This window comes from Cupriavidus sp. 05L310 (assembly GCF_056398185.1).
In genome coordinates this window covers 146,694-159,096 of record NZ_JBFTOX010000010.1, presented here as the reverse complement: position 1 = coordinate 159,096, position 12,403 = coordinate 146,694, and the positions used below count along the sequence as shown (strand labels likewise).

The 12,403-nt window shown below is 65.0% G+C and carries 14 protein-coding genes; 5 read left to right on the top strand and 9 right to left on the bottom strand.

From position 1 onward, the window contains the following. Positions 1-4: 4 nt before the first annotated feature. The 3 genes from AC1DS6_RS09770 to AC1DS6_RS09760 form a co-directional block, all read right to left on the bottom strand. Positions 5-556 (bottom strand): hypothetical protein, encoded by a 552-nt coding sequence (locus AC1DS6_RS09770; RefSeq protein WP_441632976.1) that lies wholly within the window; start codon positions 554-556, stop codon positions 5-7. Positions 557-1,240: 684 nt separating this feature from the next. Beyond that, positions 1,241-2,026 carry a PAAR domain-containing protein gene (locus AC1DS6_RS09765; RefSeq protein ID WP_441632974.1) on the bottom strand — a complete coding sequence of 262 codons (786 nt, stop codon included), beginning with the start codon at positions 2,024-2,026 and terminating at the stop codon, positions 1,241-1,243. Positions 2,027-2,089: 63 nt separating this feature from the next. Beyond that, positions 2,090-2,800, bottom strand: coding sequence for a hypothetical protein (locus AC1DS6_RS09760; RefSeq protein ID WP_441632972.1), 711 nt, complete (start codon positions 2,798-2,800; stop codon positions 2,090-2,092). A gap of 290 nt (positions 2,801-3,090) precedes the next feature. On the opposite strand from AC1DS6_RS09760, the gene AC1DS6_RS09755 reads away from it, so the two are divergent. Next, entirely contained in the window at positions 3,091-3,483 is a 393-nt protein-coding gene (locus AC1DS6_RS09755; RefSeq protein WP_441632970.1) for a hypothetical protein, read from the top strand. Between the two features lie 129 nt (positions 3,484-3,612). Here AC1DS6_RS09755 and AC1DS6_RS09750 read toward each other — a convergent pair whose 3' ends face one another. The 5 genes from AC1DS6_RS09750 to AC1DS6_RS09730 all read right to left on the bottom strand — a co-directional run bounded on the left by AC1DS6_RS09750 (position 3,613) and on the right by AC1DS6_RS09730 (position 7,462). Beyond that, entirely contained in the window at positions 3,613-4,047 is a 435-nt protein-coding gene (locus tag AC1DS6_RS09750; RefSeq protein ID WP_441632968.1) for a hypothetical protein, read from the bottom strand. Continuing rightward, positions 4,044-4,637, bottom strand: coding sequence for a DUF4166 domain-containing protein (locus tag AC1DS6_RS09745; RefSeq protein WP_441632966.1), 594 nt, complete (start codon positions 4,635-4,637; stop codon positions 4,044-4,046). The genes AC1DS6_RS09750 and AC1DS6_RS09745 overlap by 4 nt, the downstream gene beginning before the upstream one ends. Further along, positions 4,634-6,142, bottom strand: coding sequence for a TIGR01777 family oxidoreductase (locus AC1DS6_RS09740; RefSeq protein ID WP_477102473.1), 1,509 nt, complete (start codon positions 6,140-6,142; stop codon positions 4,634-4,636). The genes AC1DS6_RS09745 and AC1DS6_RS09740 overlap by 4 nt, the downstream gene beginning before the upstream one ends. Positions 6,143-6,234: 92 nt before the next feature. Continuing rightward, complete coding sequence (locus tag AC1DS6_RS09735; RefSeq protein WP_035862436.1) at positions 6,235-6,783, bottom strand: GbsR/MarR family transcriptional regulator; 549 nt, start codon at positions 6,781-6,783, stop codon at positions 6,235-6,237. 64 nt (positions 6,784-6,847) lie between these two features. Further along, the gene (locus AC1DS6_RS09730) at positions 6,848-7,462 is read right to left on the bottom strand and encodes an HD domain-containing protein (protein ID WP_441632961.1); all 615 of its coding nucleotides are present in this window, start codon (positions 7,460-7,462) and stop codon (positions 6,848-6,850) included. 128 nt (positions 7,463-7,590) lie between these two features. Here AC1DS6_RS09730 and AC1DS6_RS09725 point away from each other — a divergent pair, with 128 nt between their 5' ends. The 4 genes from AC1DS6_RS09725 (at position 7,591) to AC1DS6_RS09710 (ending at position 11,189) form a co-directional block, all read left to right on the top strand. Then, positions 7,591-8,010, top strand: a complete 420-nt coding sequence (locus tag AC1DS6_RS09725; RefSeq protein WP_441632959.1) for a GNAT family acetyltransferase — start codon at positions 7,591-7,593, stop codon at positions 8,008-8,010. 15 nt (positions 8,011-8,025) lie between these two features. Beyond that, positions 8,026-8,436 carry a VOC family protein gene (locus AC1DS6_RS09720; protein WP_441632957.1) on the top strand — a complete coding sequence of 137 codons (411 nt, stop codon included), beginning with the start codon at positions 8,026-8,028 and terminating at the stop codon, positions 8,434-8,436. A 126-nt stretch (positions 8,437-8,562) separates the two neighbouring features. Next, positions 8,563-9,810 (top strand): MFS transporter, encoded by a 1,248-nt coding sequence (locus AC1DS6_RS09715; protein ID WP_441632955.1) that lies wholly within the window; start codon positions 8,563-8,565, stop codon positions 9,808-9,810. A 146-nt stretch (positions 9,811-9,956) separates the two neighbouring features. Beyond that, the gene (locus AC1DS6_RS09710; protein ID WP_441632953.1) at positions 9,957-11,189 is read left to right on the top strand and encodes an MFS transporter; all 1,233 of its coding nucleotides are present in this window, start codon (positions 9,957-9,959) and stop codon (positions 11,187-11,189) included. A gap of 15 nt (positions 11,190-11,204) precedes the next feature. On the opposite strand, the gene AC1DS6_RS09705 is transcribed toward AC1DS6_RS09710, so the two are convergent. After that, the gene (locus tag AC1DS6_RS09705; RefSeq protein WP_441632951.1) at positions 11,205-12,101 is read right to left on the bottom strand and encodes a DODA-type extradiol aromatic ring-opening family dioxygenase; all 897 of its coding nucleotides are present in this window, start codon (positions 12,099-12,101) and stop codon (positions 11,205-11,207) included. Positions 12,102-12,403: the final 302 nt, after the last annotated feature.

The window sequence follows — 12,403 nt, the reverse complement described above, 5'->3', positions numbered from 1 at the left end:
TGGTCTATTTCGGTTGGTCATGATTCCCCCGATCAGCTTGTTTCGCATCAATTGGTTGTGGCCCAGGACAGCACGGATGGGGGCAGCGCGGGTTGATGGATATATACGCCGTACTTGCCAGCCTCCGTGCTTCGGCGTTTGGCGGCGCACCGTATCCATAGTTCTTTATTTCTGTATCAAAGATATCCGAATCCTCAACACCAAAATTCAATAGCAGAGTCTTCAAGTTGCGCAACCGAATCTTCGCCAGATGCACCGATACCCCAACTCGTGGATTCTCCTGAACAGAAATGTAATATTGACCGCTATTTGGGAACGCCAGTCGAGTCTTGCTCCTCCAATCCGCCATCCGATGTATCTCGCCGGCGGAAAGATTAGTGCGACCAGACTCATAAATTGGCTCGTACTCAATATATGGAGGATGGCAGGCGAGGACTGGCGACACAAAGGCAATCAAGGCGAAGGCCACGCTACTCGACAGGTACATCGCCAGCATGGCGCGACCGATCCACCGCCGATACGAACTCGCCGATTCCGGCCAATTTGCTTTGGTCATGATCCCCCCGATCACCTTGTTGCGCATCAATTGGTTGCGGTCCGGGACAGCACGGATGGGGGCAGCGCGGGATGATTGAAATCTCAGCAACATTGGTGAGATGGCGCAGTTCTTGACCTGGCCTCAGGCCGTCGCGAAATCTACGGACAGCTGATTCCTCAATGTCCACCTTGTCGATACCCATATTCGAAAGCGTAGACAACAGGTTCTTTCGCCTCTGCTCCGCCAGCTTGGCTGACACACCTACGCGCGCATTCTGGCGAACATAGACCAGATACTTCCCTCCACTCGGGAGCCACAGCCTAAGTTGTGCCCGCCAATTTGCCAGGCGCAGGACCTCACTTGCCGATAGATCAGATCGACCATTTGAAAACACGGGCTCATAGTCAACATACCCCAAGGTGCACCCTATTGTGGGAAATGAAAATAAAAATACAGTCGCGACGAATAGCTGTTTCACTATGGCCTCCATACCGGCGTCAATCCATCCCAATTTGGAATTTTTGCAACGTAGGCAGCGATGCTATCCGCGTTATTCAGGCAGAACTTATCACGAGCAGCCTGCTTTTGTGCCCACTTGATATTACTCCATGAATCCACCGCATCCATTGCAGATGGAAAATGCGACACCTCATGAATCAAAGTCGTTAGTTTGGAATCATTGGCCGATGGAGTAACATTATTTCAATTAGCCTCATCCGGCATCGTGCAGAAAAGGTGCCCAATAAAAATTGAATACGTCCCGTCCGGCTTGCAGATGGAGGCAGCTGCTGGAATCTCATCACCCTTCGCGCGCGGCACGCACCCAACCCGGGCGAGCGCTTCCTTTGTTTGGCGCTCATAGTTCCTGTCGGTCAGCCCACGCATGATCTCCCGCATCCGGGCCAACCCATCACGCAATGTCTCGCGCGTATCCTCCCTCGCATTGCCAAACCAAAGGCGGACCTTGTCCTGATCCGCCCGATTCCACCGGTCCAGCTCCACCAGTCGATCACCCATCAGGCGCACAGCCTTGTCGCGCAGCCGGTTCATCGTGGAATAGAACTCCGCGTTGCTCATGTTCTGGCAGATCAGCGTGGGATCGTCTTCCGGTGTTGACTGGCGCGCCCCCTCCACCAGCTTGTTCGATGCCTCCACCGGCTCGGCGACAGCGCTATGCGTCGGCATAGGCGTGCGGCCGCCATGGGTCACCTGAATCGTGAAGGTGTTCTGCGAGGCAATGACGAACGGCTTGACGGCACACTTGCAGTTGACGCGAGCGCCTTCCACCAGGACCTGCTTGTCCATCAGGCTAAAGGCCGGATAGCAATCGTTGGTGACAGTGCCACCACTCTTGCACACCGGGCAGGTGGCAAAGTCCCCCTCGACGCCGACCTGCACGCCGTCTTGCGTCATCTCCCCGGTGCCGATCAGCACGCCGTTGTTACTGGTGCGGTCCCCATTGCGAAGCGCACATCGAATATCCATCATTGGAAGTCTCCACGAATCGTGTGTTCTTGCGGTGGCTTCGGCCATCAGCCTGAAGCCGACCGTTCAGGCATTCACCTTGCGGACCGGTTCTCCGAAGAACACCTCGATGGGCACGAAGTGCCATTGCGCGGCTTCGGGGTCGTAAAGGGCTACCTGGTTGATCTGCGCCCCCACGGGGACCGTTCCCGGCATGCGCTGTATGGCCAGCGCCACGGCCTGATGCCGTTGCTGTTCCGTCCAGGTTTCCAGCAGGCAGTGCGAATCCGCGTGCGCGAACAGCCCGGCGTGTTCACGCAGCCGTTCGTACTTGGCAATGCCGTCCTGGTCGATCTCGAGGTCGATGGCATCGCGCCGCGCTTCCGGGATCTCTTCGGTCTGCACCATGCAGACACTGGCGAGCGCCCCTTTGCGCCGGACCACGATCCGGCCATCGCTCGCAGCCCAGCCACAGTGCAGGTTGACATGGAGCTTTCCGCCGCTATCCCGGATCAACGTCCGGGGATCGAAAGCCGCCGCATGCACGACGTGATACGGCTTGCCCGGGCCAGACACGAACGCGGCGTTCAGCAGTGCATCAAAGGGTGAGATATGGACGGCCAGTGCGGAGCCGGCATCGGCGTTGCCCTCCTCCACGAATTCGCAAGCGGCATTGCACCAGTCCGGCTGGCCGTCCCCCGGCGCGTAGTTGACCAGCACGAACAGGGCTGGCCGGGTATGCAGAACGTGCCCGCATGAGCGAAAGGGCGTATTAGGGGGCGTATTGGGTAGCGCCATTTGAGTGCACCTCCTATGAGTGAAATTTGGAGTGCCTCAATCTTTACTCGATACGGCGCGAGCGTTGGTTGGGAAATTTCTGATTTTGCTCGGGGATTGAGCAAAGGCGGGACGACGAAGCGTCCGGCGTGCTTGAATTCAACAAGGCGCGGCATCGCCCTTTAGTGTCGGTGAAGGGATCCTGGATGCCGTCCGAGATGAGCTTTGTAGCGATGGACTGCGTGATGCGGCCAGCTTGACTGAAAGCAAGCCAAGCGATGTCGTAGAGCAGATAGCACTACTGGAGGCGCATGAAACCAGAATTCAGCCTGTTGCAGATGAGAGATGTTTGGATTGATGCCTACAAATATGGCGACATCGATCAGCTGGATTTCGTGCAGAGCGCCCATTTCTTTGTGAAGCGAGGCGAGACGATCCTGACCAAGCAGCAACAACTTGGACACATACGTACACGCTTGGCTGCAAACGCATGGCGCGCTGACGAATTGAACGCTCATGATGAAACAAAAGACGTGATGGAGCACGCCGAGTGGGCAACGATCTCCGGCACCGGTTCAATGAGGCAGAACGGGAGGGTGCTCTCCCGATTCCGGTTTCTGGAACTCTGGCTGGTCAGTGACGGGCGATGGCAGGTCGCCGCATTGTGTTATGAGGATGCCGGCAACCGTGAGGCATCGAGCTAGCCTTGTTTCTCCACGCCGAACGCATGCCGCTATACGACTCGGCGCGGGAAACACCTGCGTCAGCGTCTGCTAGCCGCCAGGCACGCCATGCGCGATGGAAGGGGTAGAGACATTGCTGACGCTGCAATATCAGCGGTCCCGATACTTCAACGCGAACAGCGTCATCCCCCAGAACGGCACCCACCAGGCCAGATCGCTGCACAGCACGAACAAGCCGCTGCGCCATTCGAAGACGCCAGTCAGCGCTCCGTGCAGGAAGCCCAGCGGCCCCAGCGTCTTGCCCACCAGGCCCACCACCACCAGCGGCCAGTAGCGCAGCATGTCCTGCGCCGCGATCCAGTAGCCCAGCGCGTAGACGCCCACCATCATGCCGATGCAGCGGATCATGGCGTCAGGCGTGACGGGCATGCCCAGCCAGTCGAAGATCTGCGACGGCCACAGGCTCAGCGCAATCGCATAGAGCAGGTTATAGAACGCGGCCAGCCGCAATACCGCGGGCATCCACGCTGGTATGCGGGGCAGGCTGACGGACGCATTGCGCCCGATGGTCGGATCGGACTTCATTCCACATTCTCCGGGTGAGTATCAGGTTCAGGTTCGCGGATGGCGAGCACGCCGTCGTAGCGCAGCAGGTAGCCCAGGCGTGGCGCCCATATGCGCACGTCGCAGCGATAGCGGTCCGCATCCAGTGCGCGTTCGCTGGCCAGCACGTGCAGCCACGGCACGGTCAGGCCGAACAGGCTGACGCCGCGGCTGGCCTGCCGCAGGCGCCCGGCGCCATCGACACGCGTTGCCAGCACGATGGCCAGCGGCCCCAGGCGTTCGGTCACTTGCCCGGCCCGCGCGTGCCGCATGCGGCTCGCCACGATGTGCCCGCCGATGCGGCGGTGCCAGCGCTCGCCGGCGGGCTCTGGCGAGATGGTCACAAGGCAAGCCGCCGCCGCCGCGGGCCGGGGCAGCGCCGACAGCCGCATCAGCGCCCGCAGCCAGCCCCGCGCACTCCAGCGCACGCTCAGCGTGCCGCGCAAGTGCACGCCCTCGGCACGATGCACGCGCCGCAGCACCGGCGGCAGGCTGGCAAGGGCGGTCCCCAGCATGGTCCCGTACAGGCTTTGCGGGCCACCGTCCGTGGCATGCGCGGCGAGCGTGTTCATCCACGTGCCCGCCCGTTGCCGAGCAGGTCCTCCAGCGCCAGTTGCAGGGTCGGGAAGCGGAAGGCATAGCCTTCCTGCTGCAGTCGCGCCGGCGCCGCGCGCAGCCCGTCGAGCAGCAGCGTGGCCTGCTCCCCCAGCGCAAGACGCATGGGCCAGGCCGGCGTCGGCATCCAGGCCGGGCGGCGCAGCACAGCGGCGGCGCGGCGGACCAGGCCGGCCTGCGTGGGAGTCTCGGGCGCTACCAGGTTGTAGGTGGCGACGGCGCCTTCGCTTACCGGCGCCGCTCCACGGCACAGCCACGCGATCACGCCAAGCACGTCGTCGATGTGGACCCAGCTCTGCGCCTGGCGGCCGCTGCCCATCGGGCCGCCGAAGCCCAGCCGCACCGGCATCATCATGGCCGGCAGCGCGCCCTGGTGGCCGTAGACCACACCCAGGCGCAGGATGGCCAGCGGAATGCCGAGCCCGGCCACGGCGCGCGCCGCCAGCTCCCATTCCCGGCACAGTTGCGAGGCGAAGATATCCTGCGGCGCGCTGGCTTCGGTACGATCGCGCAAATCGTCGTCGGCCTGGATGCCGTAGTAGCCCACCGCCGAACCGTTGATCAGCAGACGCGGCCGGTGCGTGGCCGACGCTAGCCAGGCAGTCAGCGCGCGCGTGGTGCCCACGCGGCTCTCCACCAGGCTGCGCTTGCGCGCGGCACTCCAGCGCGAGCCCAGGATAGGTGCGCCGGCGAGGTTCACCACGACATCGAAGCGCGTGGCAGGATCGAGTTCCGCGAGGGCACCGACGCACGCCGCGCGGCCATCGAACAGCTGCGATGCCACGCGCGGGTTGCGCGCCCAGATCGTGACGCGGTGCCCGTCCGCCAGCAGTGCCCGCACCAGCGCCTGGCCAATGAAACCGGTGCCGCCGGTCAGCAGGAAGGATTGCGCGCGCCGCGCCGTATCGGCCCCGGCAAAATCGAACGCCGGCACCGTGCCGGCACGGTCGGCAAGTGCGCGGCTCGCCAGTGCATCGCGCACCCCGGACGCCGCCACGCCCAGCGCAAACACGCTCAGCCCCCAGCTTTGCCAGCCTTGCGGATTGAGATGCAGGCCGGTCGGTAAGTGCCACCACGCTTGCGAATGCCACGCCAGCAGGCCGAAGATCACGCCACCGTTGATGGCCAGCACGGTATGCGTCACCCGCTCGCTCGGCGGCAGGCTGCGGGTCTGGTCCTCCACCACGAAGTCGCGCAGCGTCAGCAGGATCTCGATGGCGATGATGGCCCACAGGGGAACCAGCCATGCGCCACCCCACGCAAACCACGCCAGGCCGGCGAACAGCACGCCGTACAGCACCGCCCGGATCGCATGCAGGCGCAGCTCCGGCGCGGCGTTGTGCTGCTGCGGCAGTGCGCAGCGCAGCTCGTGGTGCCAGACGGTGTCGAAGGCGCCCATCAATCCCTGCACGATCAGCAGGTTGAGGATGACGGTATGGAGCGTGTCGCTGGCCGGGTCCATCTCAAGCATCCTTAATTACAATAATTTCTGTTAAAAGAGAAATATCAAGTCAAAAAAACGGCCGCCATGGCGGCCGGCTCTTCATGCCTGTGCTATTTGCCAGCTTCGCGGGCGCGCTGGTCGCCACGCACCAGCTTCTGGATGCGCGCGCCCAGTTTCATTACCTTGACCAGTGTGTCGGGCGAGAGCCGCAGCATCTCGTCGCCCCAGCTGCCCAGCGTTTCCATCAGCTGCAGCGTGGCGATGATGCGCTTCTGCACTTCCTTGCTCTCCCTGGCGAAGGCGGGATTGTTCACGCATTCGTGCAAGGCATCGATGGTGGGATCGAACTCGCGCTGCTTGCGCTCGCGCACCACGGTGCGGAACAGGTCCCACACGTCGGTGACGGTCTCGAAGTGATCGCGCCGGTCGCCCATCATGTGCACGGTGCGGATCAGCTTCCAGTTCTGCAGCTCTTTCAGGCTGTTGCTGACGTTGGAGCGCGCGACGTTCAGCGTGTCGGCGATTTCCTCGGCCGGCAGCGGATGCTCGGCAAGGAATAGCAGGGCGTGAATCTGCGCGACGGTGCGATTGACGCCCCACTTCGAGCCCATTTCGCCCCAGTGCAGGACGAATCGTTGTGCGACCGGTTGAAGTTCCATGCCTGACAGTTTATCCGTTCGGAAATTTCCGTCAAGACAGAAATCCAATTTCAGGCAAGCAGGCTCAGGCCGGCCGCGCCAGCGTGCTTTCGTTTTCCTTCACGTACATCGAGTTGCGCGGACGCGCGAACACCCGCCGCACCATCGGCTCGAAGAAGGACAGCGGCAGCGTGTCGTAGTCCCGCATGAAAGCCGCGCCGTCGTACTTGGCGCAGAACTCGGCGGTGCGTTCGAACAGTTCGGGCTGGCTGCGGAATTGCTCGCGCAGGTTGCGGTCGAGACCGAGGTGGTGAAAGAAGTAGTAGCCCTGGAACACGCCGTGCTTCTCGACCATCCAGAGGTTTTCCGGGCTGACGAAAGGCTTGAGGATGGCGGCGGCGATGTCGGGATGGTTGAACGTGCCAAGCGTATCGCCGATATCGTGCAACAGCGCGCACACCACGTACTCTTCGTCGCGCCCGTCGCGGTGGGCCAGCGTGGCGGTCTGCAGGCAGTGGGTCAGGCGGTCGATGGGGAAGCCGCCGTAATCGCCGTCGAGCAGCTTGAGGTGATCGAGCACGCGGTCGGCCAGCGCCTGCGCGAACGGCATGAACTCCGCGGATATCGCGGCCCAGTCCTCGCGCGTGCCTTGCTCCATGTGGCTGAAGGTGGCACGGGCGTGCGCAGTCGTTTCGCTCATTGTGGGGTCTCCGTGCAGGGTGATCCTGCTTGTTTTGATGGTGATGAGCAACGATTCTGGCACAGGTTTCGCGGCTACACTGTCAAGGACTTAACAATGCAGCCGTGTGCCGCGGCGCATCAATCCGCATGCAGATCCGCCCTTACCTGGCTGCCGACGAAGCCGCCATCATCGACCTGTGGCAAACCTGCGGCCTGACCCGGCCGTGGAACGACCCGAAGAAAGACATCGCCCGCAAGCTGACTGAACAGCCGGAGCTGTTCCTGGTCGGGGAAGTGGATGGCCAGCCGGTGGCATCGGCCATGGTCGGCTTCGACGGCCATCGCGGCTGGGTCTACTACCTTGCCGTGCATCCCGACTACCAGCGCCGCGATCATGGCCGCCGCCTGATGGCGCATGCGGAGCAATTGCTGATCGAGCGCGGCTGCCCCAAGATCAACCTGCTGGTACGCACGGGCAACAGCAGGGTCATCGACTTCTACCGCAGCCTCGGGTACGCGCAGGATGACGCCGTCAGCCTGGGCAAGCGGCTGATTCCGGATATCTGAGCGAGGTCAAACGCCATGTTCCACATCCTCGGCATCGATCACCTGGTCCTGCGCACCGGCAATGTGACGGCGCTGATGCGCTTCTACGTGGACGTGCTTGGCTGCAGCCTGGAACGCGTGCAGCCGGACTTCGGCCTGATCCAGTTGCGCGCCGGCGGCGGCCTGATCGACCTGGTCGCGCTGGAGGGCCCGCTCGGCCGCGCGGGCGGCGCCGGCCCCGGCAAGGAAGGCCGGAACCTGGACCACTTCTGCCTGCGCCTCGATCCCTTCGACGCGGATGCGCTTGGCACCCACCTGCGCGCGCACGGGGTGGAGCCGGGGCCGGTGGAGATGCGTTTCGGCGCCGAGGGCAAAGGCCCGTCGATCTACGTGCAGGATCCCGATGGCAATGTCGTGGAGCTGAAAGGACCGCCCGCAAACATGTGACGCAACGTGGGCATTCCGCCCGGATGCCCGCTACAATTCCCGCTTGGCCCTCGCCGCCACTCGCGCCATCCGTCCCCCTCCACGGCGGTCCCCGGCGCGGCGGCAACGACCGCGTCCAGGCGCGCAATGACAAGACACGAAGCTTCTCCCGGCAGGCCCCCTATCTCGCCACGTCAGCTGGTCTGGACCCTCGGCATCACCGAGACCATTTCCTGGGGCACGCTTTTTTTCGCCTTCACCGTCTTTATCGCCCCGATGAGCGCGACACTGGGCTACTCCAAACCCTTCCTCGCCGGCGGCTATTCGCTGGGCCTGCTGGTCTGGGCCATGTGCTCGTTTGCCGTGGGCCGGCTGCTTGACCGCGTGCAGGCGCGCATCGTGATGTGCGCGGGATCGGTGCTGGCGGGCTGCGGTTTGCTGCTGTGGGCGTGGAGCCCGAACCAGGCGGCCTTCCTGCTGATGTGGATACCGCTCGGGCTGGCCATGGCGACCACCCTGTACGAGCCCGCCTTCGTGGTGCTGCGCCAGGCCTTTGGCGACGGCTACCAGAAGTCCATCGTCACCGTGACGCTGATGGCCGGCTTTGCCAGCACCATCTTCGTGCCGCTGGCGCAATGGCTGGTGCTGCACCTGGGCTGGCGCGAGACGCTGCTGTGCTTCGCCGGGCTCAACCTGCTGGTCTGCGCGCCCTTGCATGCGCGCCTGCGCTACGTGGCGCATGCCTCCTATGCCGCCGCCCCGGCGCCGGCTCCGCTGGAGAACTCGGCGCAGCCCGGTATTGCGCGCATGGCCTTGCGCCAGCCGGTGTTCTGGGCCGTGGTGCTGGCCTTCACCGCGCTGTCGGTGATCGCTTCGCTGCTTGGCGCCCACCTGATCCCGATGCTGACCGAAAAGGGCCTGCCGCTGGGCGAACAACTGGTGGTGGCGGCACTGATCGGACCAGCCCAGGTAGTCGGCCGCCTGGTGATGATGCGCTTCCCGGTGCGCCACCCGCTGCGGCTGTCGCTGCCGGTGTACGTGGTAATGAGCGTGGGGCTGCTGTGCTTTGCCCTCGGCTACGGCAAGTGGCTGATGCTGGCCGCCGTGCTCTACGGCTGCGCCAACGGCGTCAACACCATGCTGCGCGCCATGGCCATGCCGGAACTGATCTCGCGCCACCATTACGCCACGCTCAACGGGCTGATGATGACGCCGGTGCTGCTGATGCAGGCCGCCGCCCCCTGGCTGGGCGCATTGCTGTGGAGCGCCGCGGGCGGCTACTGGCTGATGCTGTGGGTGATGGTGGCGCTGGCGCTGATGGCGCTGGCTGCCTTCGGGTTCGCGCTACACCGGCGCGGCCTGCTGCGTACATCCAGCCACCCAGCGGCGGCCTAGGGACGCAGCGGCGGGCAAAGGGGCCTGGACGGTACGGTCGTGCGCCCGACGCACCGATATGCGACGATGCGGGGCTCGACTACCCTGCAGCGCCCGCCAGGGCACCTCGGCGCCACCGCGCGTGGCCGGAGATGCCCGCCGCATCCATGCCCGATTCCACTTCCAGCAATCTGACCCGGCCGCCTTCGCCCCCCTCCGCCGCTCCGGCCATTGCCCCGGTCGGCGCGCGCCGCGTGGAGCACGCCGCGCGCGCCACCATGGCGCTGTTTTTCGTCAACGGCGCCACCTTCGCCACCTGGGGCGTGCACATCCCCACCATCAAGGCCCGCTTCGGACTGTCGGATGCCGTGCTGTCCCTGGCCATGCTGGCGGTGGCCGCGGGCGCCATCGCTGCGATGGGGCCGGTGGGGCGGTGGGTGGCGCGCGTGGGCAGCGCCAGCGCCTGCCGGCGCAGCGGCCTGGTCTATGCGATCGCCACCGCCGCCATTCTCGCCATGCCGCAATTTGCCTTGCTGATCCCGGCGCTGATTGCCTTCGGCATGGCCAACGCGGCCTTCGACGTGGGCATGAACGCGCAGGCCGCCACGGTGGAGGCCAGCCGCGCGCGGCCCGTCATGTCGGCGCTGCACGGCATGTTCAGCCTGGGCGGTATGGCAGGCGCGGCCGTTGGCGGCGTACTGCTGAGCCTGGGCGTGCCGCCGCTGGCGCACGTCATCGGCATGGCGGCGCTGACGGCGGCGGTTACCGCCGGCGTGGCACCGTGGCTGCTGGACGACCATCCGGTACCGTCGCCCTCCGCGCACCACCGCGCGCATGCGGTGCGCGCGCTCTGGCTGCTGGGCCTGATGGCCTTCCTGGGGCTGGTTGGCGAAGGGGCGATGTACGACTGGTCCAGCGTCTTTATGCGTGAAGTGGCACAGGCGCCCGACGCCTGGACCAGCGCCGGCTATGCCGCCTTTTCCGGCGGCATGGCTTGCGGCCGCTTTGGCGGCGACCGCCTGCGCGCGCGCTGGTCGGACGCGCGCACGCTCGCAGGCAGTGCCTGGGTGGCGTTCGTGGGCATCATGCTGGCGCTGCTGTGGCCCGTGCCGGTGGCGACCCTGACCGGCTTTGCGCTGATGGGCCTGGGCGCGGCCAACATGGTGCCGATCTTCTTCGTGGCCGCGTCGCGGCTGCCGGGCGTGGCGCCGGCCGAGGCGATCGCGCGCGTGGCACGCTTTGCGTATATCGGCTTGCTGCTGGGGCCGGTGATGATCGGCGGCGTGGCCCACGCGAGCAGCCTGCAATATGGGCTGGGCGTGGTCGCCCTCACCATGGGCTGGATCGCCCTGGCGGGCGCCCGGCTGGCGCGCCCTTACCTGTCCGCCCGCAAAGGGTAGCAGCGCCCTGCGGGCTCAGGCCGTCGCGCTGGTCAAAGCGCTCTGTTCCGTGCCCACGCCCTCGAACATGAAGGTATCCATCGCCAGCACGCCGTAGGTCACATCGTCGGCCACCCGTGCTACACCCGCCGGCAGCGTCTTCTGCGCCGGCAAGCCGTCATGCGGCCCCAGCGCCGCGCCCAGCGCTACGAAGAACGGCAGCAAGTGCTCGTCGGTGGGATGCGCGCGGCGGGCGTACGGCGCCTGCGCGCGATAGTCGGCAATGCGCGTGGTGTCGCCGCTGGCGAGCGCCTCGTCCAGTGCCTCGATCATCCAGCCGCGGAAAGACTCCACATAGGGCTCGACGGGCGAGCCGTGCTGCTCGCGCCGGCCCCCGATGCCGAAGACTTCCTGCAGGTTGTGGGTAAAGCTGCCCGAGCCCAGCACCAGCACACCTTCGTCGCGCAGGGGCGCAAGCGCACGCCCGATCCCGATCTGGGCCGCCGGCGGGAGATACGGATTCAATGCCAGTTGCACCACGGGGACGTCGGCGTCCGGGAAGAAGTGCCGCATCGGCATCCACGCGCCATGGTCCAGCGGCCGCTCGTCGTCCTGCAGCACCACCGCCGCGCCGGGAACGTGCGCGGCCTCCACCAGCGCCTTGACGCGGTCGGCCAGCGCCGGGGAGCCAGGTGCGTCGTAGCGCAGTTCATAGAGCGCGCGCGGGAAGCCGCCGAAATCGTGCCAGGCCTCCTGCCGCTGCCGGGTGCCGACCACCAGCGTGCTGTAGATCCAGTGCGCCGAGACGATCAGCACCGCGCGCGGCTTGCGCTGGCGCAGCACTTCGCCGAGGGCGTCGAACGCGGCGCCGCTGCGGCCCGGCTCGAGCGCGAGCATGGGGGAACCGTGTGAGATGTAGATGGCGGGGAGCATGATGTCGGCTCTCAATTCCTTTGGATAACGGTATTGAGTGTGACAAAACTTGCCGCCGCTGGCGGTAGGCGTTTGCGGATACCTCCATCAAAAAACTTGAAGCGAATTCGCTGCACCGCACCCGCCCGCCGCATTGCACCGCAACCCTGCCGCCGCCGGGTGTGGGGTGGCCCACACAACGCTTTAAAGATTCAGACACACTGTTGGCAATCGGCTTATGATTCCAACACGAGGTGCTGTCCCGCTGCGCGATGCGAGTCGTTATCCGCGCGAGCCGGGGCCAAACCCCGCAACAAATGGAT